The sequence below is a fragment of the Sandaracinus amylolyticus genome, assembly GCF_021631985.1.
Classification (GTDB): Bacteria; Myxococcota_A; Polyangia; order Polyangiales; family Sandaracinaceae; genus Sandaracinus; species Sandaracinus amylolyticus_A.
This window is the reverse complement of the sequence record NZ_CP070225.1, coordinates 1,949,488-1,976,229: the sequence shown is the minus strand read 5'-3', so window position 1 is coordinate 1,976,229 and position 26,742 is coordinate 1,949,488. Positions and strand designations below refer to the sequence as shown.

17 protein-coding genes are annotated in these 26,742 nt (G+C 74.2%); 13 read left to right on the top strand and 4 right to left on the bottom strand.

What is annotated here, in order from left to right; genetic code table 11:
* The first annotated feature begins 91 nt into the window (after window positions 1-91).
* Together I5071_RS08070 and I5071_RS08065 are read left to right on the top strand one after the other, a co-directional pair.
* Window positions 92-280, top strand: a complete 189-nt coding sequence (locus tag I5071_RS08070; protein WP_236604827.1) for a hypothetical protein — start codon at window positions 92-94, stop codon at window positions 278-280.
* A gap of 39 nt (window positions 281-319) precedes the next feature.
* The gene (locus I5071_RS08065; protein WP_236604826.1) at window positions 320-658 is read left to right on the top strand and encodes a hypothetical protein; all 339 of its coding nucleotides are present in this window, start codon (window positions 320-322) and stop codon (window positions 656-658) included.
* Between the two features lie 3 nt (window positions 659-661).
* On the opposite strand, the gene I5071_RS08060 is transcribed toward I5071_RS08065, so the two are convergent.
* From I5071_RS08060 to I5071_RS08045, 4 genes are all read right to left on the bottom strand, one after another.
* Entirely contained in the window at window positions 662-2,938 is a 2,277-nt protein-coding gene (locus tag I5071_RS08060; protein ID WP_236604825.1) for a penicillin-binding protein 1C, read from the bottom strand.
* The gene (locus tag I5071_RS08055) at window positions 2,935-8,751 is read right to left on the bottom strand and encodes an alpha-2-macroglobulin family protein (protein ID WP_236604824.1); all 5,817 of its coding nucleotides are present in this window, start codon (window positions 8,749-8,751) and stop codon (window positions 2,935-2,937) included. The genes I5071_RS08060 and I5071_RS08055 overlap by 4 nt, the downstream gene beginning before the upstream one ends.
* A 308-nt stretch (window positions 8,752-9,059) precedes the next feature.
* Complete coding sequence (locus I5071_RS08050) at window positions 9,060-9,893, bottom strand: hypothetical protein (RefSeq protein ID WP_236604823.1); 834 nt, start codon at window positions 9,891-9,893, stop codon at window positions 9,060-9,062.
* Between the two features lie 51 nt (window positions 9,894-9,944).
* Window positions 9,945-10,805: a phosphate/phosphite/phosphonate ABC transporter substrate-binding protein gene (locus I5071_RS08045; protein ID WP_268921216.1), complete on the bottom strand. Its 861-nt coding sequence runs from the start codon at window positions 10,803-10,805 to the stop codon at window positions 9,945-9,947.
* A 38-nt stretch (window positions 10,806-10,843) separates the two neighbouring features.
* Here I5071_RS08045 and I5071_RS08040 point away from each other — a divergent pair, with 38 nt between their 5' ends.
* The 11 genes from I5071_RS08040 (at window position 10,844) to I5071_RS07990 (ending at window position 26,720) form a co-directional block, all read left to right on the top strand.
* On the top strand, window positions 10,844-11,476 hold the full coding sequence (locus I5071_RS08040; RefSeq protein ID WP_236604821.1) for a c-type cytochrome: 633 nt from the start codon (window positions 10,844-10,846) through the stop codon (window positions 11,474-11,476).
* A gap of 10 nt (window positions 11,477-11,486) precedes the next feature.
* Window positions 11,487-12,122, top strand: a complete 636-nt coding sequence (locus I5071_RS08035) for a hypothetical protein (RefSeq protein ID WP_236604820.1) — start codon at window positions 11,487-11,489, stop codon at window positions 12,120-12,122.
* A 142-nt stretch (window positions 12,123-12,264) separates the two neighbouring features.
* Entirely contained in the window at window positions 12,265-13,161 is an 897-nt protein-coding gene (locus I5071_RS08030) for a hypothetical protein (RefSeq protein ID WP_236604819.1), read from the top strand.
* A 164-nt stretch (window positions 13,162-13,325) separates the two neighbouring features.
* Window positions 13,326-15,131 (top strand): hypothetical protein, encoded by a 1,806-nt coding sequence (locus I5071_RS08025; RefSeq protein WP_236604818.1) that lies wholly within the window; start codon window positions 13,326-13,328, stop codon window positions 15,129-15,131.
* Window positions 15,132-16,139, top strand: coding sequence for an AAA family ATPase (locus tag I5071_RS08020; RefSeq protein WP_236604817.1), 1,008 nt, complete (start codon window positions 15,132-15,134; stop codon window positions 16,137-16,139).
* Between the two features lie 98 nt (window positions 16,140-16,237).
* Entirely contained in the window at window positions 16,238-18,298 is a 2,061-nt protein-coding gene (locus tag I5071_RS08015; RefSeq protein WP_236604816.1) for a hypothetical protein, read from the top strand.
* Window positions 18,295-19,224 (top strand): ABC transporter ATP-binding protein, encoded by a 930-nt coding sequence (locus I5071_RS08010; protein ID WP_053234898.1) that lies wholly within the window; start codon window positions 18,295-18,297, stop codon window positions 19,222-19,224. Before I5071_RS08015 ends, I5071_RS08010 begins: the two co-directional genes overlap by 4 nt.
* Window positions 19,221-21,047 carry an ABC transporter permease gene (locus I5071_RS08005; protein WP_236604815.1) on the top strand — a complete coding sequence of 609 codons (1,827 nt, stop codon included), beginning with the start codon at window positions 19,221-19,223 and terminating at the stop codon, window positions 21,045-21,047. The genes I5071_RS08010 and I5071_RS08005 overlap by 4 nt, the downstream gene beginning before the upstream one ends.
* The gene (locus I5071_RS08000) at window positions 21,044-21,913 is read left to right on the top strand and encodes a DUF58 domain-containing protein (protein ID WP_236604814.1); all 870 of its coding nucleotides are present in this window, start codon (window positions 21,044-21,046) and stop codon (window positions 21,911-21,913) included. The genes I5071_RS08005 and I5071_RS08000 overlap by 4 nt, the downstream gene beginning before the upstream one ends.
* Window positions 21,913-23,838 (top strand): vWA domain-containing protein, encoded by a 1,926-nt coding sequence (locus I5071_RS07995; RefSeq protein ID WP_236604813.1) that lies wholly within the window; start codon window positions 21,913-21,915, stop codon window positions 23,836-23,838. Before I5071_RS08000 ends, I5071_RS07995 begins: the two co-directional genes overlap by 1 nt.
* Window positions 23,835-26,720, top strand: a complete 2,886-nt coding sequence (locus tag I5071_RS07990; RefSeq protein WP_236604812.1) for a VWA domain-containing protein — start codon at window positions 23,835-23,837, stop codon at window positions 26,718-26,720. The genes I5071_RS07995 and I5071_RS07990 overlap by 4 nt, the downstream gene beginning before the upstream one ends.
* The last annotated feature ends 22 nt before the right edge of the window (window positions 26,721-26,742 follow it).

Here is a 26,742-nt window from a genome sequence, read left to right as displayed (position 1 = left end):
GGCGCGTGCGCGCGCGGAGCGCGCGAATCCTGCGTGGCACGCGCGCTGCTCAGCACCGGGTCGGCTTCACACGAAACGAGGGAGCACGACGATGACGACCGCCGCCGCCCGCACCGCCACGCCCGTCCAGGTCCGCACCGAGAGCGCCGCGAAGGAGATCGCGCCCGCGCTGCCGAATCCCCACGACACGTTCGGCGCGTGGGTCCTGACCGCGATGGTGGCCGCGTTCTTCGCGACGATCGCGTTCGTCTTCTGGATGGCCCACTCGGTCCACGTCTGATCGCGGGCGCGCCGGCGCGATGCCTCGTACGCTTGGGGCATGCGACCGGCGCCGCCGATCTCGCTCGCCGACCACCGGGCCCAGCGCCTCGTGGCGCGCCTGCTCGTCGTGCAGGAGAACCTCGAGGCCGCCGCGGTGCACCCCGAGAAGGCCGACGCGCTCTTCGACGAGCTCGAGCGCGTGCTCGAAGAGCTGCGGCGCAACGCGCAGCACGTGAAGAGCGCGCGGCTGCGAGGGGCGATCCAGCGGGCGTGCGACGCGCACGATCGCTGGTGGGGCGCGGTCTCGACGAGCGCGGAGCGCGCGGCGGTGCTGAAGTACCTGCGCAGCATCGACGCGCTCGCGCGCGCCGCGGCCAAGGTCACGCCGCGCCGGTGATCGTCACTCGACCGTGACGCGTGCTTCGTCGCTGCGGAGGCCCCGCGCCCGCGCGACGAAGCGGTGCTCGCCGGGGCGCAGTGGCCACGTGGGCTCGCGCCAGAGCGCGCCGTCGATCTCCCACTCGACGTCGTCGGCGAGCGCGCCCGCGATCGTCGCGCGCAGCGGGATGCGGGTCTCGCCGCGGCGCGGATCGGCGAGCATGCGCGCGCCGGCCCGCGGATGGACGATCACCGGCGCGGCGACGAGCGCGGTGTCCTCGCTCGAGCGGATGCGGACGTCGGCGGGATGCACCCGCGCGATCCACTCGGCGTAGCGCGGCGGGAGCAGGAGCGCGCCGTCCTCGGCGTGCGCATCGCAGGTGCGGGTGGGCGACGTGCCCGGCGCGAACCGCTCGGTCACCACGGCGTGGCAGCGCGCGCCCGCGAGCAGCCCGGTGTGCGCGCAGATCGACGCGTGCTGCAGCGCGACGTCCTCGCGCACCACGGTGTCGACGGTCGCGCCGAGCGACGCGATGCGCGCGTGCGCCGCCGCGAAGAGACGCGCCGCGACCGGCGCCGCGCCTTCGAAGCCCGACACGGCGCGCGTGGCCCCGCCCTCGGGATCGCCGAGCCACACGAGCACGGTCACGCGCTCGTCGAGCACGACCGCCCACGCGTCGCGGAAGCCGGTCGAGGTCCCGGTCTTGAGCGCGATGTCGAGGCCCTCGGACTCGACGTGGAGGTCGGAGCCGAACGCCTGCGCGCGTGCGCGGCCGTCCGCGAGGATGTCGCGCACGATCGCGGCGGCGTCGGCGGGCATGACCTCGGTGCCCTCTTCGATCGCGCCGGGCACGTAGCGCAGCGGGACGCGCGTTCCGCCGCGCGCGAGGGCGACGTACGCCTCCGCGAGCTCGATCGCGCGCACGTCGACACCGCCGAGCACCGCCGCCGCGCCGACCTCCTCGACGCTCGGCACGTCGCGCACGCCGAGCGCCTCGAGCCGCGCGAGCACACGATCCGGTCCCACGCGCCGGGCCGCATCGAGCGCCGCGAGGTTGAGCGACGCCGAGAGCGCGACGCGTGCGCGCACCGGGCCGCGCTCGGTGCCGTCGTAGTCGCGCGGCGCGTAGAGCACGCCGGCGCGACCCGTCATCGGCGTCGCGACGTCGTCGAGCACGCTCGCGGCCGTGCCGCCGCGCTCGAAGAGCAGACCGTAGACGAAGGGCTTCAGCGTCGAGCCGGGCTGACGCGGTGCGCGCAGCAGATCGAGCGCGCCCCCGGGCGCATCGGGGCCGCGACGTGCCGCGCCGACGTACGCGAGCACCTCGCCGCTCGCGTTCGCGATCACGATCGCCGCGCCGTTCTCCACCCCGCGCGGACCGAGCTCGCGCACCCGCGCCTCGAGCAGCTGCTCGGCGCGATCCTGCAGCGGGAGATCGAGCGAGGTGCGGAGCGATCCTCCGCGCGCGATCAGCGCCCCCCGGGCGCGATCGCGGAGCACCACGTCGACGAAGCGCGCCGCACGCCACGGCCGCGGCGGCGTGGGCACGATGCGCACCTCGTCGGCGCGCGCGGCCGCGATCTCCTCGGCGCTGCGCAGCCCGAGCGTCTCGAGCCGCGAGAGCACGAGCGCACGACGTCGCATCGCGCGCGGGAGATGACGGCGCGGCTCGGTCGCGCTCGGCGCTTGCGGGATCCCGGCGAGCAGCGCCGCTTCGGAGAGCGTGAGCTCCGACGCGGAGTGACCGAAGTACGCCTGGCTCGCGCGCTCGACGCCCTCGATGCCGTTCCCGTAGGGAAGACGGTTCAGGTACTGCTCGAGGATCTCGTCCTTCGAGAACGCGCGCTCTAGCGCGAGCGCGCGCGCGATCTCGACGCCCTTCGACGCGACGCCGTGCGGGCGTCCGTACACGAGCTTCACGAGCTGCTGCGTGATCGTCGATGCGCCGCTCCACCGATGTCCGGGCACGAAGTTGAAGACGAGCGCGCGGAACGTGCCGCGCACGTCGACACCCTCGTGCTCCCAGAACCGGTGGTCCTCCACCGCGACGACGGCGTCGATCAGATCGCGCGAGATCGACGCGAGCGGGACCCAGCGACGATCGGCGGCGCCGCTGCGCGCGAAGCGCAGCGGTGCGCCGTAGCGATCCGCGATCTCGACCGAGTCCTCGTAGTGCAAGAAGCGCGAGGTCTCGATCAGCGGGTCGGGCAGCGCGATCCACGCGCCGAGCGCGAGCACGACGAGCATCGCGAGCCCACGCCGCGCGATCCGCCATCGTGCTGCGCGCCGATCGCTCATTCGACGGTGACCCGCAGCGCCGTGCTCCGGCCCACGAACGCATCGTCGCGCAGCGCTTCGAGCGACGCGGGGGGCACCACGAACTCGCCGGGCGTGGTCGCGCGCACCGCGTAGGTCAGCTCGTGCAGACCGGGCGGCAGCGACGACAGATAGAAGGTCGTCGCGTGCACGTCGAAGCGACGGTGCTCGACGTACGAGAGCGTGCGCATCGCGTGGAAGCCACGCGCGTCGGTCGCGTCGTCGTCGGGGCTCGCGCCGAGCAGCGCCATGAGCGACGCGTGCGGCGTGGTGCGCAGCCCTTCGTCGACGCTCTCGAAGCCCGCGCCGAGCGGGTCGCGCACCGCGATGCGCTCGGACGATCCGTCCTCCACGTGCACGAAGAGCCTCACCCGGATCATCGTGCCGAGCGGGATGCGCGCGCCCGGCTCGATCGGCGTGCCCGCCGCGGTCTCGAGCACACGATGCAGCGCGACCGCGCGACCGCGCGCCACCTCGTCGGCCTCGGAGATCGGCACCGCCCAGCGCGCGTCGAGCGCGACGAAGATCGGATCCTCCGTGCCTCCGCCGCGCGCGAGGAGCCGGTGCGCGCCCTGCCCCACCCGCGCCCACGGCACGTCGAAGAGCGCGCCCTCCTCGCCGATCGTGCGCGCCTCGATCGCCGCGTCGTCGATCGCGAGCACTGCGTCGAGCGACTCGCCCTCGCGCCCGAAGCGCTGCGCGCACGCCGAGAGCGCGGCCATCGCCGCCGCGACATCGGCCGGCGCGCCGAGGCCGTCCTCACGCGCGCCGCCGATGCGCAGGAGCTCGGTCGCGAGCATGCGAATCCACGGCTCGCCGCCGTCGATGCGCGAGGCCGCCTCGAGCACCGCCGCGATCGCGGCCACGTCGTGCTCCACGTACACCGCGCGCGGCGCGCCCCCGTTGGGCTGTGCGCTCGCCTCGAGCCCGTCGATCTCGAGCTCCGGGAAGAGCCGATGCACCGCGAGCGCGAGCGCAGTGTCGCGACGGCGATTGCCCTCGGGCAGCGCGAGCGCGAGCCACGCGAGCGTGGCGGGAGACGCGAATTCGCGCTGCTCGTAGAGCGCATCGAGCGGCCCACCGCGCGTGCCTGCTTCACCGAGCAAGCGCAGCGCGAGCGCCCAGCTCTCCTGGCCTGCGCGTCCATAGGTCTCGCCGAACGCGCCCATCTCGACGAGCTGCTCGATGCGTCGCAGCCCCGCCTCGCGGACGCCTTCGGGCACGCGGAGCCCTGCAGCCTCGGCCTCGATCAGCGCGCGCACCGCGAGCACCGTCTCGTGCGGCTGCGTGCCGTCGCCGGCGCTCCACCGCGCGAAGCCTCCGTCGATGGTGCGTGCACGCGCCAGCGCCTCGATCGCGCGCGCCGCGCGCGCCCGCAGCTCGACCTCGTCGCGACCGCCGCGACGCAGCCCCTCCGACAGGCGCAGGTAGCTCGCGATCGCGAGCAGGCGCGACGCCTCGACCTCGGTGCCGCCCCACCAGCTCTCCTCGAGCGCGTCGAGCGCGCCATCGAGCCCGACGAACGGATGCGACGCCACCGCGACGCGCAGCTCGCCGCGCGGGCTCTCGCCGAACGCGAGATCGAGCGCGCGCTGGCCGCTGCCGCCGACCACCGCGCGACGACGTACCCACCGCGCGGCGGGCACGACCGGCACCCGCGCGCCGTCCTCGTGCGCGACCGACTCGCCGTCGACGCTCGCGCTCGCCGCGACCCGCAGCGGCATCACGCCGACGCTCGACGCGACGACGGGCTCGCTCACCCGCGCCTCGCCGCCCGCCGCGATCGTGATGGTGCGCGCCTCGCGTGCCTCCTCGCCGACCTGGAAGCGCACCTCCGCGGTGATCTCGGTCTCGCCCGCGTTGTGCACGAACGCGACCGCCTCGAAGCGATCACCCTCGGTCGCGAAGCGCGGGAACGCGGCGCGCACCACGAGCGGCTGCTCCGCGACCACCGACGTCGACGCACGCCCGCGACGCAGCCCGTCGTCGATCGCGATCGCCATCACGCGGTACTCGGTCGGTCGCGCCGGCAGCTCGAGCTCGGCGCGCGCGATCCCATCCGCGCCGGTCACGAGCCGCGGTGCCCAGAGCGGCGTGGGATCGAAGCGCTCGCGCTCCTCCAGATCCATCGCACCCTCCGCGTACCCGCCGTCTCCGCTCGCCTCCGCCTCGATCGACGGATCGATCCGCGAGACCAGCGCGCGGCGCAGATCCTCGAGCGCGAACGCCGCACCGCGCTCCACGAAGAGCCCGCCCGTCGCGTCCGGCGTCTGGTAGCCGGTGAGGCGCAGCGTGCCCTCGTCGACCGCCCACAGCGCCACGCGCGCGCCGCGCACGTCGCGTCCTTCCTCGTCGCGCACGTGCACCGCGATCGGCACGCGGGTGCCGGGACGCGCTGCGCCCTCGGCCTCGATCGCCACCTCGAGCCGCGAGGTGCGCGGGCGCACCCGCACGTTCGCGCCCCCGAAGCGCAGATCGGGCGCGTTCAGGTCGATGCGCTCGCCCGGCTCACCGCTGCGCGGACGGATCAGCGCGACGGTCACGAACACGTTCGGCACCATCGCGTCGGTGAGCGCGACGCGCACCACCTGACCACCCGCGCCGACCCGACGTCGCTCCATCGAGAGCAGCGATCCGTGGTGCACCGCGATCAGCGCCTCCGCGCCCTCCCACGGCGACTCGAACGCGAGCTCCGCCTCGTCGCCGACGCTCCACTCCTCGCGCGCCGGCGTGAGCGCGATCGGCGCGCCCGGCGGATCCCGATCCGGATGCTCGTCGGGCCCCGCGACGTAGACGCGCGTCTGCGCGAGCGTGGTGCGGCCCGCCTCGTCGCGACCCTCGACCTCGAGCACGTAGGTGCCCGCGCGCGCCGGCGTGAACGCGCAGCGCACCGGCTCGATCGCGCTCTCGAGGTCGCACGTGTGCGCGACGTCGCGACGCTGGCCGCGGCGCAGCTGGTACGCGCCTTCGTCCTCCTGCTCGGCGCCGTCGTGCCACTCCCACCAGCCGTGCCATCCCTCGCGCACGAAGCGCGCCTCGATCGCACGTGCCGCGATCGCCTCACCCGCGTGATCGATCGCGATCGCCTCGATCGCGAGCTCGCTCCCGAGCCCGACCCACGTGCGGGGCCGCCGCACCCCGACCTCGAAGCTCGCGGGGTACGCGACGATCGTGCGCGACGCGCTCGTGGTCTGCCCCGTCGCGTCGGTCACCTCGGCCTCGACGCGCAGCCGCGTGCGCACCGGCGACGCGAGCGACACCTCCGCGCCGAGCGCCGCCGCGCCTTCGCGGTCGAGCGTCGCCTCGCCCTCCGCCAGCGTGCCCGCGCGCGCCCCGCCCGAGGCCGGACCGAACGCGTACTCGCTCCAGCGCGCCGGCACCGACGCGGCCCCCTCGCGTGCGATCGACCAACGCATCGTCGCGCCCTCGAGCGGCGCACCGAAGAGGTAGCGCGCGCTCGCCGCGATCGAGAGCGCATCGCCGCCGTGCACGTCACCCGCGGGCGGCGCGAGATCGACCCGGAAGCGCGGCTGGCGGAACTCCGCGATCGTCACGCTCGTCGATCCGAGCAATGCGTCCTGCGCATCGATCAGCTCGAGGCGATGCGTCCCGAGCATCACGCCCTCGGGCAGCGTCCAGCTCGCGTCCGCGTGCCCGCGCTCGAGCCGCACGCTCGCTTCGGCGATCGGCGTGTCGGCATCGCCCGCGATCAGCCGGAAGCGCACCGGACGATCGCTCGGCGGCGTCGCGGCCGCGCCCTCCACGCGCCGCGCGATCGCGAGCACCGACATCGGCTCGCCGGGACGGTACGCGCCGCGATCCGCGATCACCGTCGCGCGCACCGCGCCCTCGTCCTCGTCGGGCGCGCCGCCGCTCTGCGGCACCCCGAGCGCGCCGGGGCCCACGCCGCTCCGCGGATCGAGCGCGAGCACCGCGCGATCGCCACCCGCACGCACCACGATCACCGTCGTCTGCGAGAGCGGGCTCCACTCGATCGTCGATCCGCGACGTCCGTCGCTGCGCACCCACGCCGCACCGCTCGCGTCGGTCGTCGCCTCCGCGACCAGCCCGCCCGCGACGTTCCGGAGCTCGACGCGCGCGCCCGCGATCGCCGATGCGCGCGCGATCGAGCTCACCCACACCAGCACGCCGCGATCGAGCGCCTCCGCGGTCACGCCGAGATCGGTCGACTGCACGAACGCCGCCTGCAGCTCCGACGCGGTGCCGCGCGCTCCGGCCTGGAACGCGACGACCATCATGTGCGAGCCGCCGCTCGCCTCGCGCGCGTCGAGCGTGCCGCGGCCCCAGCGGTTCGCGCGCGCGTCGGGGAGGATCGCCGCGAGCGGCACCGTGATCGGCTGCTCCTCCGCGGCGAACGACGCGGGCGACATCAGCGCGTCGACCTCGCGGCCCTCGACCACGGTGCGCACGATCGCGCGCCCCTCGTCGACGTGGATGCCGCGCACGTGCAGCGCGATCGGCGCGTCCTGCTCGTACACGAGCGTCCCGCCCGGCGCCTGCACGGTCGGCCAGTGGCCCGCGCTGCGCACCGCGAGCGGCGCGAGCGGGACGACGCGATCCCCGCCCTCGGTCTGCACCGCACCGAGCCGCACCTCGTAGACCTGATCGGGCTCCCACTCGCCGCTGATCGCGACGACTCGCCCTTGCTCCGCGCCTTGCCCCTCGATGCGCACCTCGACGTCGCGCAGCGCGGGCGTGACGCGCACGTCGCTCGGCGTCAGCGCCGCCAGCCGCTCGCTCGCGAGCAGGCGCAGCGCGGGCCCGACGTCGACGATCTGCCCGGGATCCTCGGTGAACGTGCAGCGCGCGCTGCCCCAGCGGCTCTCCTCGCAGCCGATGCCGGTGAAGCGCGGCCGCGGTGCGAGCGCGAACTGCACGACGCGCGGGAACGAGCCGCCGTAGCCGCTCCAGCGCGGCGCGACCGCGACCGCGATCTGCGCGCCTGCCTCGAGGGGACGACCGAGCGCGAGATCGACGCGGAAGCGCTGCGGCCCGTCGTCGTCGCTCGTCGGCTCGAAGCCGCCCGCCGTGATGCGCAGCGGCACCGGACGCCGGCCCTCGACCTCCCACGCGAAGATCTCCTGCGCGAGCTCGGCCGCCGAGACCTGCGCGTCGAACGTGAGCGCGAGCGGCTCGCCCTCCGCGACGCTCGGCTGGTGACCGACGAGGCGCGGCGATCCGTCGAACACGATCACGCGCGGGGTGTCGTCGTAGAGCGCATCGCCGTCGAGCGACGCGACCTCTTCCTCGACCACCAGCGACGCCTCGACGTTGCGATCGAACGCCGCGACCGCGGGCGTGAAGAGCAAGCTGCTGCGCGTCGCCCACCGCCAGCTCCCGGCGACCGCGGGATCGAAGGAGATCGGCGCGCCCTCGAGCGCACGACCGACCTCGGAGCCGCGCACCATCGGGCGGTTGAACCGCACGAGCAGCGTCTCGCCGCGCTCCACGCGCGTCGCACCTTCGCGCGGCGAGAGGATCGCGAGCGCGTCGGGCGCGTCAGCGACCAGCAGCGGCGCGAGGGGCGTCGCGGGCGGCAGGTCGGGCTCGGACGGCGGGAACTGCGAGATGCCGTCGAGCACCTCCCACGGCGCGTCGGAGAGCGTCGCGGTGCGTCGCGTGCCGCTCGGGATCAGCGCCACGAGCACGCCGACCACGAGGAGCGCACCGGCGACGAACACCACGAGGGGAACGCGCCGAGGGCCGGGCGTGGTGGGCCCCGCGGGGGTGCGATACGGGCCTGGGGACGGAGGAGGCTCGGTCGAGGGCGGCATGAGCGAGCCTACGCTGGCAACCGGCGCGCCCGCGCCCTCCGCCCGGGAACATCACGCGTCGTCGCGCCTTCGCGTGGGCGGCCGCCCACGTCGCGGTCGCTCGGCGGACACGGTGCGCGGGCCCGGCCTCGCTCCTCCCCACCGACGTGTGGGCTCGACGCGAGGGTACTTCGCCCTTAGGCTCGCGCCCGCTCTTCCACGGAGGCGAAGGTCGAGATGGCGCAGCAGCAGAAGAACGACGACGCGGGCTTCATGATCGGGATGGTGCTGTTCTCGGTGCTGATCCCGGCGCTCTTCGGGATCGCGGTCTACCTCTCGCCCGGCTGATCCTCGCTCGCTCCCGCGATCGGTGCGCGCGCCTCGGCAGCGAGGCCGCGCACGCGGCGGAACCCGAGCATCTCCAGCGAGAGCAGCGTCGCGTCGTCGAGCGTGCGCAGCGCGGTGATCGCGCCTTCGTGATCGCCCTTCGCGTCGAGCGCCGCCGCACGGAGCACGCGCGCCTCGGCCTTCACCGAGGCGTCCTCGAGGCGCGCCTCGACGTCGGTCGCGGTCTTCAGCGCGTCGTCGAGCTCGCCGCGCTCGACCGCGATCATGCCGCCGAGGAGATCGAGACGGGCCTCCATGTCGGGCTCGTCGCTCGGCTTGCCGCGCACCGCGAGCGCGGCCTGCGCGTCGTCGATCATGCCGGCCGAGAGGTACGACGCGATCTTCGTGTGCCGCACCACGACCGCCTGCGACGGCGCGAGCGCATCGAGATCGACCCGCGCGAGGACGCGCGCGCCTTCTTCGGGACGACCGCTCGCGTCGAGCAGCTCCGCGAGCACCACCGAGAGGTGCGCCTGCTCCTGACGCAATCGCGGCCCGAGGCGCTGCGATCGCGCGAGCGCCTGCTTCACCTCGATGATCGCGCGAGGACGGAGCGACGCGTCGAGCACCGCGCTCTCCCAGCGATCCCAGTCCGCTTCCTTCTTCTTGCGGGTCCATGCGCGACGCGCCTGCTCGGCGAGCCAGAGCGCGAGCACGCCGATCGCGATCGGCACGAAGAGCCACGCGCGGTCGTAGTGATCGAGCACCTGGTAGAGGAGCCAGGCGACGATCGCCATGAACGTCGCGCGGAGGATGCGGAAGCCCCAGGTGCGCATGGTGCGCGAGCGTACTCCGCGGCGATCCCGGTGCCACGTGTGGCGCTGCGATCAGATCCGCACGCCTGCCGCGCGCAGCGCGTCGCGCACCGGTGCGTAGTCGTCGCTCACCGCGGGGACCAGGCGCGCGGCCTGGAAGAGCGCGCGCATCGCCGGTGCGCCGTCGGGATCGCGATCGAGCGCCTCGAGCACCTCGACGATGCGCGCGCGCCAGCGCTCGTCGAGCACGCGCGTCGCCGCGATCACGTCGCCGGGGATCGGATCGCTGGTGAGCACCGCGCGCATCGGCACGTCGGCCTGGCTCCATCCGGCGCGCGCGATCGCGGTGCTCGGATCGTCGGGATCCACGTGCTCGACGAACGTGGCGCCGATGTCGACCTGGCTCGATGCGACCGCCGCGACCACCGCGCCGTGGCTGCCGAGGATGCGCATGTCGGCGAAGAGCCGATCGGGATCGAGCCCGCGCTGTGCGAGCGCGATGCGCGGGAAGAGGAAGCCCGCGCACGAGTCGGGATCGACCCACGCGACGCGCTTGCCCGCGAGCTGCTCCGGCGTCGTGATGTCCGCGTCCTCGCGCACGAAGAGCGCGCCGCGGAACGATGCGCGCCCCTCGCGCTCCATGCGCACGAGCGGCTCGACGCCGAAGCGCGCGTGGGCCTGCACGAAGAGCGCGGGACCGAGCCACGCGATCTGCACCTCGCGCCGACCGACCCAGCCGAGCAGCTCGCGATACGTGAGCGCGGGGCGGATCTCGACGTCGACGCGGAGCGCACGACCGAGCGCCGCCGCGAGGGTGGCGCGCACGCGTTCCCCCTCCGCGTCCAGCGCGATCGGACCGACGGCGAAGACGAGCGTCGCCAACGTCCCCAGCCTAACCCAGAGCCCGCCGGAGTTGAGCCCCGGGGTCGACATCGCTTGCCCGCGCGGAGGGCGCCGCCTATGCCTCCGGCGTGCGCGCCCATCCGCTCGTCCTGGCCCTCGTGCTCGTCGTCGCGTGCGGTGAGCCGGAGCGCGAGCTGCGCGAGTGGCAGCCCTCGGACCACCAGGTGCCCTCGGGGCGCGAAGGCGACACGCGCGCGGCGCCGCCCGAGGAGGCGGTGCAGCAGGATCCCGTCGAGGCCGAGCGGCGTGCGGCGACCGCGCTGTTCAGCTCGCTGTGCGCGAGCTGCCACGGAGAAGCGGGGCACGGCGACGGACCGGCACGTCCCCCGGTCGCGCAGATCCCCGATCTCGCGAGCGCCTCGTGGCAGGACCAGCGCACCGACGGAGAGATCGCGCAGGCGATCCTGCTCGGCCGCGGCGGGTTCATGCCGGCGTTCGGCGATCGGCTGACGCCCGCGGGCGTGCAGGCGCTGGTGCGTCACGTGCGAGCGCTCGGTGGGCGCCAGCCCGGCGGCGCGGGTCAGCCCGCAGAAGGTGCGGCCCCCGCAGAAGGTGCGGCGCCCGCAGAAGGCGCGGCCCCCGCGGAAGGCGCGGCGCCGACGGAAGGTGCGGCGCCTGCGCCTGCGGCGGAGCCCGCAGCAGGTGCGGCGCCCGCGGCGGAGCCCGGTGCGGCCGGGGAGAGCGGCGCGGCCGCGCCGTAGGATCGACGCGATGCGACGTGCGACGGCAGGGCTCGCGCTCTTCGCGCTCGCGGCGTGCGGCGGCGCGTCGAGCACGACGACCGCGTCGACGACGCCCTCGTCCTCGAGCACGACCGCGCCGGTCGCGACGGGCCCCATCGTGCCTTCGGAGGGCGCGCTCAACGGGCCTCCTCCGAGCGCGAGCGCGACCACGCCCGACGTGTCGTCGGCCTCGTCCGCGACCGCGCCCACCGAAGGCGAGATCCTCACGGTCGCCCCCGGCTTCCGCCCCGATCCGATCATCCGCCGCGGCCAGGCGGGCGGACCGCTCTCCGCGGAGTCGATCGGCCCCGAGTGCCGCGGCTACGTGGCGAGCGCGCCGAGCTTCCTGCTCAAGGTCGACGCGCCGATGCCGAGCCTGCGCGTGCTCGTGCACATGCAGGGCGACGCCACGCTGGTCGTGCAGCTCGCGGACGGACGCGTGCTCTGCAACGACGACACCGAGGGCCTGAACCCGATCGTCGAGGGCGCGTTCCCGCCGGGCCGTCATCGCGTGTTCGTCGGCACGTACGGCGAAGCCGGCGCCGGCACGCCCTACACGCTCGCGATCACCGCGCAGTCGTCGCTCAGCACGCTCGCCATCGAGAGCATGCCCGAGACCCGCTGATCACCGCGCTCGTCCGTGGATCTCGGGCGGAAAAAACCTGCGCGAGATCCCACGGCGGTTGGCGTACTCTCAGCACGCTTCGCAGGTGGACGCGCGGAGCGGGGGATCCGGACGAGTGAACCGAGAAGAAGGAGCGAAGCACATGCTCAAGCGATCGATCGTGCAGGCCATGCTCGCGCTGGGGCTCGCGGGGTGCTGCTTCGGCGGCAGCGGAATCCCCGGCCTGCCGGGCACCGGCACCCCGGGCACTCCGCCCGGCGTGGGCACGACCGGCACGGCGCCGCCGACGACGCCGCCGCCCGGTGTGGGCGGAGGCCTGGTGACGATCGGACCGGGCTTCCTGCCCGATCCCTCGACCGCGGCCGGCACCGCGGGCGGCCCCGTCGCCGCGAGCACGATGAGCCCCGACTGCCGCGGCTTCATCGCCGCGCAGCCGAACCACATCCTCAACGCGACGGGCCAGTTCGCGAACCTGCGCATCGTCGTGAGCTCGCCGAGCGACACCACGCTCGTGGTGCAGCGCGCCGACGGCAGCTTCGCGTGCAACGACGACAGCGACGGGCTCAACCCGGTCGTCGCGGGACCCTTCGGCCCCGGTCAGCACCGCGTCTGGGTCGGCACCTACAGCGCGACCGCGAGCGGCGCGGCGTACACGATCGGCTTCACCGAGCTCTCGACCGTCACCGCGGCGTCGCTCGGCGGCGGCGGCGTGGTGCCGGGCATCGGCGCGATCCCCGGCGTGGCGGGCGCGATGGGCGCGCTCGTCCCCCAGGACTGCGGCATGGCGGTGCCGGTCTACGGGCCGGTCGCGGTGGGCTCGAGCGTCGTGCTCGGCATGCACACGCCCTGGACCGGCAGCGACGGTCAGGGCGGCGTGGTGACGGCGGACACGAACTGGGCGGCGGACATGGCCCAGTACGTCGGCCAGCGCACCACGGTCACGCAGCTGAGCGGCCTCGACACCGCGGGATGCCCCGGGATCCGCGTGCAGGCCGACAACGGGACGTTCTTCTGGCGGCTGCGGAACGTGTCGTTCTGATCGACGAGCGAGCCACCTGAACCACGAGCGGCAGCCCTCGGGCTGCCGTTCGCGTTCGTGGGGCTCGCGATCGTCGCCTCGATCCAGCCACGATTTCTCCGCGGCCGTGCGTCTCATCGGTCGTGGAATCGCTCTCCGTACCGAGGAGGTTCGACCTCGCGCCCATGAGCCGATTGCCCCAGCTGCTCGCGGAGGTCCGCCGGGCGCTCGTGCTGCGCGCGATGCTCGCGGAGCTCGTGCTGTGGTCGGCGGTGCTCGGCACCGGTGCGCTCGCGATCGCGCTGGTGGCGCCGGGGCTGCCGCGATGGCCGCTGCTCGCGCTGCTGGGGCTCGCGCCGATCGTGGGGCTCGTGCGCGCGCGGCGAGCGCGGCCGAGCGATGCCGACGTCGTGACGTGGATCGATCGCAAGCTCGACGCGGACGCGGCGGTGATCACGGCGTGGGAGATCGGCGCCGACGCGCCCCCCGCGCTCGCACCGGCCGTCGCGAAGGCGAACGAGACGCTGTCGCGCGCGAAGCGTCGCGACGTGCGGCCGCGCATCGCGCGCGGCGATGCATGGGCGCTGCCGATGGCGTGCGCGACGTTCCTCGCAGCGTTCATGGTGCCGCCGCCGCGCGCGCCGATGCGCGCGCCGGGCACCGACGTCGTGCGCACCGACGAGACCGAGACGTTGCGGCGCATCGAGCGACTGCCCGAGCAGACGCGCGAGCCCGAGCAGCGACGCCAGCTCGACGAGGCGGCGCGCCGTGCGCGCGAGCTGCGACGCGATCTCGAGCAAGGGCTCGAGCGGCGTGAGGCGCTCGATCGTCTCGAGGGCGTGCGGCTCGCGGTGGAAGCGGCGCGACCGAGGCCGACCGCGGAGCAGCGGCGCGCGCAGGACGCGGCGTCCGAGGCGATGCAGGGCGAGCAGGAGATGCAGCGCGCGGTGCAGGAGCGCGATCTCGAGGCGCTCGATCGCGCGGTGGAGCGCGCGGCGTCGCGTCGCGAGGCGGACGACCGGGAGCGCGCGAGAGAAGCGCTGCGCGAGGCAGCCGATGCCGCGCGGCGCGCGGGCGACGAAGCGCTCGCGGGGTCGTTGCTCGAGCGCGAGGATCTGCTGCAGCGACGCGCGGAGCAGGCCCAGCTGGCGCGCGAGCTGATGGAGGCGATGCCCGAGCTCGAAGGGCTCGGTCGTGCGCTGGAGCGGCTCGAGCGCGACGGCGAGGGGAGCGAGCTGAACCGCGAGATGGTCGACGCGATGCGCGACGCGTGGAGCCGGCTGAGCGCGGAGGAGCGACAGCGGCTCGCGGATGCGATGCGACGCGCGCCGGTCGCGCCGAGCCAGGCGCAGAGCGGCGAGCAGGCGGGCGAGCAGAGCGGGCAGCCGATGACCGCCGAGGAGATGGAGCGCGCGCTGAGGGACGCGCTCGAGCATCTCGACGAGCTGCAGATGCAGCTGGGCGAAGGCGGGATGCCGACGGGGGCCGGGGCGGGGGCCGGGGCGGGACAGGGGAGCGGGAACGGATCGGGGAGCGGCTCGGGATCGGGTGGGAGCGGGTCGGGTTCTGGTGGGAGCGGATCGGGTTCGGGTGGGAGCGGGTCGGGTTCTGGTGGGAGCGGGTCGGGGTCGGGGAGCGGGTCGGGATCGGGGAGCGGGTCGGGGTCGGGGAGCGGCTCGGGGTCTGCTTCGGGGACTGGCGGCGGGGGGCCGGGGCCGGGGGGCGGGCATGCCGACTCGAACGGATCCACGCGCGATCTCGGGGCGCAGGGCGGTCCGCTCGCGCGCGTTCGCCCTCGCGTCGGCGCGGGCGCGCCCTCGCGCAGCACCGTCGAGTGGATCGATCCCGAGGGCATGGATGCGCCTGGCTCGAGCGCCGGGAGCGCCACCGGGAGCGACGTCGCGACCGGTGAGCAGGGCGCGATCGAACGACTGCCGATCCCCGAGGACTATCGCGATCACGTGCGCGAGTACTTCGATGGAGAGCGCTGAATGACGGACACGAAGGTCGAAGAGTTCGCGACGGTGGTGGCGCGCCTGAAGGACGCGGTCGCGCGCGTCGTCGTCGGTCAGGCCGAGGTCGTCGACGAAGTGCTCGTCTGCCTCTTCGCGGGCGGTCACGCGCTGCTCGAAGGCGCGCCCGGGCTCGGCAAGACGCTGCTCGTCCGCACGCTCTCCGAGGCGATGGACCTGCGCTTCTCGCGCATCCAGTTCACGCCCGATCTCATGCCCGGCGACATCGTCGGCACCAACGTCGTCGTCGAGGACGAGCGCGGTCGGAAGCGCTTCGAGCTCTCGCGCGGACCGATCTTCGGGCAGCTCGTGCTCGCCGACGAGATCAACCGCGCGACCCCGAAGACGCAGAGCGCGCTCCTCGAAGCGATGGCCGAGCGCAGCGTGACCATCGCGGGCACGCGACACGCGCTCGAAGATCCCTTCGTCGTGCTCGCCACCGAGAACCCGATCGAGATGGAGGGCACCTATCCGCTGCCCGAGGCCCAGCTCGATCGCTTCCTCTTCAAGATCTACGTGCCCGCGCCCGACGAGGACACGCTCGTCGGCATCCTCGATCGCACCACCGGCACGATCGAGGGGGCGGTGCCGCGCGTGATCGACGGGCCGGGGATCCTCGCGATGCGGAAGCTCGTGCGCGAGGTGCACGTCGCGGAGCCGATCACGCGCTGGGTCGCGCGTCTGCTCCGCGCGACCGATCCCTCGCTGCCCGTCGCCGCGCCGAGCGCGAAGAAGCTCCTTCGCTACGGCGGCGGCGTGCGCGGCGGACAATCGCTCCTGCTCGCCGCGAAGGTGCGCGCGCTGATGGAGGGCCGCGGGCACGTCGGGTTCAGCGATCTCCGCCGCGTGATCCTCCCCGCGCTGCGCCATCGGATCATCCCGGGCTTCGAGGCCGAAGCGGAAGGTCTCGGCGCGGACGCGATCCTCGGGAAGATCCTCGAAGAGGTGCCCGAGATGCCGGCGTCGGTGCAGCGGATCGAGGGCTGATGACGATTCAGCCCAGCTGGAGTGCTCGACTGCGCAGACGAGCCGATTCGTGGATCGTCTCTCGTTCGAGATCGATCTGGATCGCCGCGATCGTTTCGATGCTCGTATCGATCGCCGCGCCCGCGCTCGCGCAGCAGGCGCCGCCGCCGGTCGAGGTGCGCGTCGAGGGCGTGCTCGGGAACGAGGCGTTGATCGGCGACGGCTATTCGACCGTGGCGGTCACGGTGCGGAACCTGACGCGCGAGACGTTCCGCGGTCGCCTGGTGGTCCGCACCAGCCAGTGGAACCAGCCGCCCGATCGCCACGCGGTGCCGCTCGATCTGCCGCCCGCGGAGCAGCGCCGCGTGCTGATCACGCTCTTCGTGAACGGCTCGGGCACGCAGATCGAAGCGCGCTACGAGGCCGGTGACGCGCTGCTCGGGAGCGCGTCGATGAGCTCGGCGTACGCGCCCTCGGGACGCAGCCTCGTGGTGCTCGCCGATCCCTCGCGGCTGCGCGCGACGCTGCTCGATCTGCAGGCCTCGGTGCCCGACGAGAACCCCGGCTACTACGGCGCCGCGACCGGCTCGGAGCGCGCGGTGCAGGTGCCGATCGGCACGATCACGATCGACGGAACGACCGGTGATCCGATCGTGCCCGACGACGTGCTCGGCTACTCGACGGTCGCGGTGCTCGCGGCGCAGGCGTCGATGCTGACGCGCCTCTCGGATCGCGAGCTCGATGCGATCCGGCGCTGGGTGCACGCCGGCGGGCACCTCGTGATCTTCCCGCGCAGCGAGGGCGATCTCGCGACGCCGCTGGTGCGCGAGACGTTCGGCGCGGTGCGCTACTCCGAGACGCGCCGCCTCGTGCCCGGTGACTTCGCGCCCGGCGCGCTGCCCGCGCTCGAGTGCGCGCGCGGCGCCACCGAGCGCTTCGGGTGCGCGGATCGTGTGGGCGCGGGCGCGGTGTACGTCACCGCGTACGACGCGAGCGCGCCGCCCCACGTCGATCGCCCCGAGGTGCGCGAGCTCCTGCGCTCGATCGCCCAGCGCGCGCTGCGCGATCCCGCGACCACCCGCTTCACGCTCGGGCGCGGCATCGACTCGCTGGAGCAGACGTGGTGGGACGGCCGCCCGAGCCTCGCGCGGCTGCGCGCCGCGCTCGATCCCAACGAGGGCTATCGCCCCGCGCTCGGCCTCGTGGGCATCGTGCTTTTCCTCTACGTGATCGTCGTCGGCCCGCTGAACTTCCGCTTCGTGCTACAGCGCAACCGGCCGACGCTCGCGCTCGTGAGCACGCCGATCCTCGCGATCGGATGCGCGACGGTGATGCTCGTCGTCGGCTACCTCGGCAAGGGCGTGACGATGCGCTACCGGCGCGTGGAGATCGTCGAGGCGGTCGAGGGCGACACGCTCGCGCCGACCCGCGCGTACGCGGGCTACTTCCTCACCGCGCCGTCGACCGTCGAGATCGCGACGCGCGAGGGCGGGCGCACGATGCGTCTCGCGTCGGGCGGAGGCGACGACGGGCTCGTCTATGATCACGCGGGAGAGCGCCCTCGCCTCACCTCGCTGCGCGGCGGGCTCTGGGAGACGATCTTCCTCCGCGACGATCGCGTGATCGATCTCGGCGCGCCGATCCGCTTCGCGTACGAAGGCGATCGGCTGGTCTCGATCACCAACGAGTCGCAGCGGCCGCTGCGCTCCGCGTTCATCGTCGACGAGTCGCGCGTCTACGCGATCGGCGACGTCGAGGCAGGCGCGACCCGACCGATCCCCGCGAGCGCCGCGACGGTGCTCTCGAGCGGCTGGGGCTTCGACGAAGAAGAGAACCCGACGCCGCGCGACATCGCGCGACAGCTCGGGCTCGAGGAGGACGACGCGCGCTACGTGCGCGGCGTGCTGCGCCTCATCGGAGGGCCGAGCCCCTCGCCGAGCGAGCCGCTGCTCTGGGCGCGGCTCGATCCCGAGCCGAGCGTCGAGAGCGAGCCCACGTTCGGCGCGGAGACCGATCTGCGCTTCGTGCTGCTGCACCCGAGGCCGCGCTACGACCTGCTCGGTCGCGCCGCGCCGCCGCCGACCGATGGCTCGGTGTGGGGCGAGCCGACCGAGGCTCCGCCGACCGAGCTGCTCCCGCCGCCGACCAACGGCGCGAGCCCCGACGGAGGTGTGCCGTGATCCGCGTCGAGCACGTGAGCCACTGGTTCGGATCGATGCAGGTCCTGCGCGACCTCTCGATGCACGTGCCCGCGGGCGAGATCTTCGGGTTCATCGGGCCCAACGGCGCCGGCAAGACCACGACGATCCGCATGATGGCGACGCTGCTCGAGCCCGACGACGGGCGCGTGCTCGTCGACGGCATCGACGTGGTCGAGGCGCCCGCCGAGGTGCGCAAGGTGCTCGGCTTCATGCCCGACGCGTTCGGCGTCTACGACCGCATCACGGTCGTCGAGTACCTCGAGTTCTTCGCGGCCGCGCACGGCATCGGGCTCGGCGCGCGCGAGCGCACCGTGAGCGCGGTGATGGAGCTGACCGATCTCGGCCCGCTGCGCGATCGACTGGTGCAGACGATGAGCAAGGGCATGCGCCAGCGCCTCGGCATCGCGCGCATGCTGCTGCACGACCCGAAGGTGCTGATCCTCGACGAGCCCGCGAACGGGCTCGATCCGCGCGCACGCATCGAGATGCGCGAGCTGATCGAGGAGCTGCGATCGCTCGGCAAGACGATCCTGCTCTCGAGCCACATCCTCACGGAGCTCTCCGACATGTGCACGTCGGTGGCGATCCTCGAGAAGGGCCGGCTGCTCGCCGGCGGATCGGTCGACGCGATCGGTCGCACGCTCAAGCCCGAGCGCGCGGTGAAGATCCGCGTCCTCGCACCGCCCGCCGACGTCGAGGCGATCCTCGCGCGCGGCCCCGAGGTGCTCTCGGTCGAGCGCGATCCCGACGGCGCCTACAAGGTGCAGTACCGAGGCAGCGACGAGACGCTCGCGGACCTCGTCGATCACTGTGTCTCCCAGAAGTTGCGCCTCCTCCGGGTCGAGCCCGATCAGAACGATCTCGAGCGCATCTTCCTCGAGGTCACGAAGGGAGAGCTGCAGTGAGCGCCGCTGCAGAGAACGAGCGCACGAGCGGCGCGTTCGGTCAGGCGCCGGTGCAGAACGCGCCGCCGCGCTCGCCGCGTGATCGCATCAAGGGGTGGCTCGCGAAGCCCTTCGAGGATCCCAACCCGATCCTGCTGAAGGAGCTGCGCGCGACGTTCCGCACCGCGATGTTCATCCGCTTCCTCTACCTCACCGCGGGCATCGTCGCGCTGCTCGTGCTGACGTGGGGCGCGGTGAACGCGGGCGAGCGCGCGCCCGCCGAGGTCGGACAAGAGGTCTTCCACGTCTTCTTCTCGCTGCTGAGCGTCGTGCTCTCGATGGTCGCGCCCGCGTACGCCGCGACCACGATCGTCGGCGAGAAGCGATCGGGCACGTTCGAGTCGCTGATCCTCAGCGGGATGAGCCCCTCGCGCATCGTGTGGGGCAAGTTCCTCGCGTCGTACGCAGCGGTCGTGCTCTGCGTGATCGCCGCGTCGCCGGTCGTCGGCCTCGCGTTCCTCTTCGGCGGCATCTCGCCGCTCTCCGTGATCGCAGGCTTCACCTACGTGCTGCTCGCGCTCGCGCCGGCGGTCGCGTTCGGCATCGCGATCAGCGCGCGCGTCGAGTCGCTCTGGCTCGCGATCGTGCTCGCGTTCTTCGTCTACGTGGGCGCGCACTCGTTCTTCGTGTGGCCGCTGACGGTGGCGCTCGGCGAGGTCGCGCACGGCGCGTGGAGCACGCCCTTCGACGGGCCCTTCTGGTTCGCCGAGGCGCTGCCCGAGCGCTTCGCCACGTGGGACGGCTTCGCGTTCCTGGTGCTGGGCCCGCTCTACGCGCTCGGCATGCCGCTCTGGTTCTTCCTCGCGTCGGCGGTCGCGGGCGTGCAGCCGGCGGCGGAGGATCGATCGACGCCGCTCAAGATCTGGTGCCTGCCTGCGATCGTCGGCGCGGGCGTGCTCTCCGCGTGCGTGGTCGCGGGGCCGACCACGATGCGCGACTGCGCCGAGGCCGGCATCGCGCTCTCGCTGTTCTCGGGGATGCTCGTGATCTTCATCGCGCTGCTCTTCGCGAACGAGCCGCCGCTCCCGCCGCGCGCGATCGCGACCCCCTCGCTGCTGCGACGCATCCTCGCGCCGATCGGCCCGGGAGCCGGACCGACCCTGCGCTTCACCTTCCTCGCGGTGATCGCGAGCGCCGCAGTGGTGCCGGTCGTGGTCTCCGGCGTGCGCTGGCTGCGCGATCCGCTGTGGGGGGGCGAGCACCCGGTCGCCGACGCGGCGCTGCTCGCGCTGGCGATCGGCAACGCGGCCGTGGGCATGTTCGCGGCGGCGGTCGCGGCGTGGCTGCGCCTCGTGCTGCGCAACGGCCTCGCCGCGCGCGTGCTCACGCTCGCGCTGCTCTCCGCGGCGGTGCTGCTGCCCTTCCTGATGACGCTCGTGATCGACGACGACGCGCTCTCGCGGCTCAACCGCGAGATCCCGGCGCCGCTCATGCTGTCGCCGCTCCTGCCGACGATCCTCGCGTTCGACATCGGCGTCGAGCGCGACATGCCGCTCTGGGAGGCGACGCGCGCGCTCGTGCCGGCACTGGGCTACGGGCTGCTCGCGGTCGCGGCGTGGATCGCGGTCGAGGCGCGCGGCGCCGCAGCACGGAAGACGATGGAGGAGCGCAAGCAGCGCCTCGTCGCGCGCAGCGAAGCGGAGCGCGCAGCGCGCGCGAGCCAGCAGCCGCCCGCACCTCCGAGCGCGCCCGCCGACGCCACCGACCCCGACGCGTTCGCGCCGATGGCCGACGCGACGGCCGCGGACGCGCCCGTCGATCGCGATCCCGGAGACACCGCGTGAGCAGCTCGCTGCTCGAGCCCGAGTTCCTGCGCCGGCTCGCGCGCCTCCGCCTCGCGGTGCGGCGCCGCTTCGCGGGCGCGACCTCGGGCGCGCGCCGCTCGAAGAACCGCGGATCGTCGGCCGAATTCGCCGAGCACCGCCCCTACTTCCCGGGCGACGACGTGCGTCGCATCGACTGGAACGCGTACGCGCGGCTCGAGGAGCTCGTGCTGCGCCTCTTCGTCGCCGAAGAGGATCTCTCGCTCTACCTGCTCGTCGACACCAGCGCGTCGATGGGCCTCGGCACGCCGCGCAAGATCGACGTCGCGAAGCGCCTCGCCGCGGGCCTCGGCTACGTCGGGCTCTCGGGCAGCGAGCGGGTGGCGGTGATGCCGTTCGCCGCGCGTCTGTCGCGTCCCCTGCCCGCGTCGCGCGGTCGCAAGCGAGTGGGCCCGCTGCTGCGCTTCCTCGACGAGCTCGAGCCCTCGGGCGACACCGATCTCGCGCGCGGCGTCGACGAATTCCTCGCGCGCTCCCCGCGCCCCGGGCTCGTCGTCGTGCTCAGCGACTTCCTCGATCCGCGCGGCTTCACGCGGCCGCTCGATCGCCTGATCGCCGACAAGCACGAGCCCGTGCTCTTCCACGTGCTCGATCGCGAGGAGCTCGATCCCACGCCGGGCGGCGACCTCGAGCTGATCGACAGCGAGACCGGTCGCAAGGTCGAGGTCTCGCTCGATGCGCGCGCAGTGCGCGCCTATCGCCAGCGGCTCGCGGCGTTCCTCGTCGAGCTCGAGTCCTACGCGAAGAAGCGCGGGCTCTTCTACGGCCGCGTCGGCGAGCGCGCGTTCGAGGACGTGCTCGTCGAGTACCTCGCCCGAGCGGTGTGATGGAGCTTCTCTCGCCGGCGTCGCTCGCGTGGCTCGGCCTACTCGGCCCGCTGGTGCTGCTCTACGTGCTCAAGCGCCGTCGCGAGGCGCGCGTCGTGGGCTCGACGCTGCTCTGGGAGCAGGCGCTGCGCGATCTGCGTGCGGAGCGCCCGTGGAAGAAGCTCATCCCGCACCTCTCGCTGCTGCTCCAGGCGCTCGTGCTGATCGCGGGCGCGATCGCGCTCGCACGTCCCGCGGGCGCGGGGCAGGTGCCCTCGGGCGCGCGGCTCGCCGTGATCGTCGACACCTCGGCGTCGATGGCAGCGCGCGAAGCGGACGGTCGCTCGCGCCTCGATCACGCGCAGAGCGCGGCGCGCGCCCTCGCGCGATCACTGCCGCCCGGCGGATCGATGATGCTCGTCGAGGCCGGCGCCGAGGCCGCGGTGCTCGCGCCCGCCACCAGCGACGGCGCCGCGCTCGAGCGCGCGATCGATCGCCTGCGCACCCGCGGCAACGGCGCGGGCCTCGAGGGTGCCGTCGCGCTCGCCGCGGAGCGTCTGCGCGATGCGAGCGCGGGCTCGCGCATCGTGGTGCTCACCGACGCCGCGATCGACGGCGAGATCGTCCTGCCCTCCGACGTCGAGGTCGAGGTGCAGCGGGTCGCCGAGCCTCGCGAGAACACCGCGATCGTCGCGATCGACGTGCGGCCGCGGCCGAGCGAGGAGTCGCCCGATCGCGCCGAGATCTTCGCGCGCCTCGTGCGCTTCGGAGCGAGCGATGCCGAGGTCTGGGTGAGCGCGAGCGTCGAAGGGCGCGGCGTGGTCGCGTCGCGCCGGGTGCGCGTCTCGCCCGATCGCGCCGAGGGCGTGGTGATGCTCGCCGATCTGCCGCCCGACGCGTCGGGACGCGCGGCGGTGGTGCGCGTCGAGCTCGCGTCGGACGAAGAAGGCACCCACGGCACCGGCGACGCGCTCGCTCTCGACGACGTCGCAGTCGCGCCGAGCCCCGGCGCGCGACGTCTCCCGGTCTTCCTGATCGGCGATGCCCCCGAGTCGATCCGCCGCGTGCTGCTCGCCGATCGCGACGTCGAGCTCTTCGCGACGAGCCCCGAAGCGCTCGCGCAGCGCCGCGCCGACGATCCCGACGCGCCCGATCTCGACGGTCTCCTCGTGTTCGCGGGCGCGACGCCCGACGCCCCGCCGAGCGGCGCTGGGCCAGCGGCGGACGTGCTCGCGATCGCGCCCACCGGCGACGCCGCGCTCGGCGTGACCCTCGGCCCCGAGGCGACCGGGCCCGCGATCGTGACGTGGGACGAGGGCGATCCCCGCCTCCGCTTCGTGTCGTTCCGCGACGTGCACGTCGCCGCGGCGCGACCGATCACCGGCGCGTCGGCGCGCCCGATCGTCACCAGCGAGGCGGGCCCGATCGTGTCGGTGCTCGAGCGCCCCGACGGCGAGGCCACGATCGTCGGCTTCGATCCCGATCGCAGCGACTGGCCGCGACGCCCCGGCTTCGTGGTGTTCGTGCGCAACCTGCTCGAGCGCGTGCGCGCGCGGCGGGCCGCAGGGGGCATCGCGCAGGGCGCGATCGGCGAGCCGCTGCGCGTGCCCGCAGCGGACGGCGAGACCGTGGTGGTGCGCGCGCCCGACGGCAGCTCGTCGTCGGCCACCGCGCGCGGCGGCGTGGCGATCGTCGACGTGCCCGCGGTGCCCGGCACCTACCAGGCGGAGATCGGCCGCCGCCGCGTGCACGCGCTGCGCAACCTGCTCTCGACCGAGGAGAGCGACGTGCGCCCCCGCGCGCGCTTCGTGTCGCGCGAGGGCGGCGCCGAGGTGAGCGCGAGCGAGCGTCGCGAGCCGCGCGAGGCGTGGCCGTGGCTCGCGGCGGCGCTCCTCGTGGTGCTCGCGATCGAGGTGGTCTGGGCGACACGCCGGGGGGCCGCGTGAGCCTGCGCCTCGCCGCGCCGCTGCTCCTCGCGCTCGGGGTGCCGCTCGTGCTGCTCGTCGCGTGGCGCGTGCGCACCCTGCCCTCGTCGCACGCCGGACCACGACGTCGCGCGATCCAGATCGCGCTCGTGCTCGCCGCGCTCTGTGCCGCGCTCGCGCTCGCGCGGCTCGAGCTCGGCTCGCGCCTCGATCGGGTCGCCGTCGTGTTCGCGATCGATCGCTCGCGCAGCGTCGATCGTCCCGGCGACGAGGGCGCCGCCGAGGCGTTCGAGCGCGCGCGGCGCGCGACCGAGTCGATGCGCGCCGACGATCTCGCGGGCGTCGTCGTGTTCGGCGCCGAGGCCGCGACCGAGGTCGTCCCTTCGCCGCGCCCTCCCCTCGCGCGCTCCACCGCGCCGATCCCTCGCGACGCCACCGATCTCGGCGCCGCGATCCGTCGCGCCCTCGCCGATCTCCCCGCCGAGCACGCAGGCCGCGTCGTGCTCGTCAGCGACGGAGTCGAGACCCAGGGCGACGCGCTCGCCGCCGCACAGATCGCCGCCGGACGCGGCGTCGCGATCGACGTGCTCCCGATCGAGCGCGCACCGCGCCCCGAGATCGCGGTCGAGCGCGTGCAGATGCCGCGCGCCGCCGATCCCGGTCAGCCGATCGAGCTGCGCATCGTCACCCGCGCGACCCACGACGCCGAGGTGCGGGTGCGCGTCTCGCGCGACGGCGCGCCGATCGCCGAGGGCACCACCCACGTGCGCGCGGGCGGCGACGTGCTGACGATGCGCGACGTCGCGAGCGATCCCGGCGTGCACCGCTACGACGTGCTGATCGAGCCCGTCGAGGCGAGCACCGACGGCGCGCCCGAGAACAACGAGGGCGGCGCGTTCCTCCGCGTCTCCGGGGCATCGCGCGCCCTCGTGCTCTCCGATCGCCCCGAGGAAGCGGGGGCGCTCGCGGAGGCGATCCGCCGCGCCGGCCTCGACGTCGAGGTGCGAGGCCGCGAGGGCGTGCCGGTCGATCTCGGCGAGCTCGCGTCGTTCGATCTCCTCGTCCTCTCCGATCTCAACGCGCGCGCCTTCACCCAGGACCAGATGCAGGCCGTGCGCGCGTACGTGCGCGACATGGGCGGCGGCCTCCTGATGACCGGCGTGCGCGACGCGTTCGGCCTCGGCGGCTACGCGTACACGCCGATCGAAGAGGTGCTCCCCGCGACCTTCGATCTGCGCCGCCGCCGCGACCGCGCGTCGCTCGCGATGGTGATCGCGATCGACAAGAGCGGCTCGATGACGGTCGAGGTCGCGCCCGGCGTGATGAAGCTCGACCTCGCGAACGAGGCCGCCGCGCGCTCCGCCGAGCTGCTCTCGCCGATGGATCGCGTCGCGGTCGCGCACGTCGACACCGAGGTCACGTGGACGCTCCCGATGACCTCGGTGACCAACCCCGCGATGCTCGCGGGCCCGATCCGCGCCGCGCAGCCGGGCGGCGGCGGCATCTACGTCGACGTCACCCTCGACGCGAGCTTCTCGCTGCTGCGCGAGCAGCAGACGCAGCTCAAGCATCTCCTGCTCTTCAGCGACGGCTCGGACTCCGAGGAGATGAACCGCGCCCGCACGCTGGTGACCGAGGCCGCGCGCGCCGGGATCACGACCTCGATCGTCTCGATGGGCGCGGGCCCCGACTCGCCCGAGCTCGAGGTGCTCTCGCGGCTCGGCAACGGTCGCTTCTACATCGTCGACGACATGACCGAGCTCCCGCGCATCTTCACCCAGGAGACGATCGCGGCGAGCCGCTCGGCGGTGGTCGAGGAGGCGTTCCGACCCACCGCGGGCTCTCCCTCGCAGGCCACCGAGGGCGTCGACTTCGCGTCCGCTCCCGCGCTCGACGGCTTCGTCGTCGTCAACGCCCGACCGCGCGCGAGCACGCTCGCGATCGCGCGCGGCGAGGACCCGCTGCTGCTCGAGTGGCAAGCCGGCGTGGGGCGCGGCGCGGTGTTCGCGACCGACGCCGGCGCGCGCTTCGCGCGCAGCTGGCTCTCGTGGCCCGGCTACGCGCGGATGTTCGGTCAGCTCGCGCGCACCCTCGCGCGCTCGCCGGAGCGACGCGACGCCGGCGTGCACCTCGCGATGCGCGGCAGCGAGGGCGAGATCCGCGTCGAGGCGATCGACGAGGACGGGCGCTACCGCAACTACCTCGAGCTCGTCGCGACGGTCGCCGCGCCGGGCGGGCGATCGATCGAGGTCCCGCTCGCGCAGACCGGCCCCGGTCGCTACGAGTCGCGCTTCGATGCCAGCGCGCCGGGCTCGTACCTCGTCACGGTGCGCGAGGTCGCCGACGACGAAGGCCGCGGTGGCCTCGTCGGCACCGCGGGCCTGGTGCGGGCGCGCGGCGACGAGCTGCGGGGCGAGGGCACCGATCGCGCGCGGCTCGCCCAGATCGCGGCGCTCACCGGCGGTCAGGTCCTCGCGGATCTCGATCGCGTCTTCGTCGATCGCCCCGAGCCCGCGTGGGCGTACGCGCCGCTGTGGCAGGAGCTCTTGCTCGCCGCGATGTGGCTGATGTTGATCTCGGTCGCGCTGCGCCGGCTCGTGCTGCCGCGCGAGTGGCTCGAGCGCCTGGTGCCGGCGCGTCTCCGTGCCCCGGCGCGTCGTCCGCCCGCCCCCACCCCACTCGCCACGCTCGAGGCACTGCGCAGCGCGAAGCAGCGCGCGCACCAAGAGGTCGCCCCCGAGATCGCGCGCGCCCAGCAGTCGGCGGACGCGCCCATCGCGCCGCCGGTCGTCGCGCCCCCGCGCTCGGAGCCCACCGCGACGCCCCCCGAGGCCCCCCGGGCGCCCGCGCCCCCGTCCTCGCTCGCCGAGAGCCTGCTCGAGCGGAAGAAGAAGCGTCGCTGAGGCTTCCGACGCGCCCGCAAGG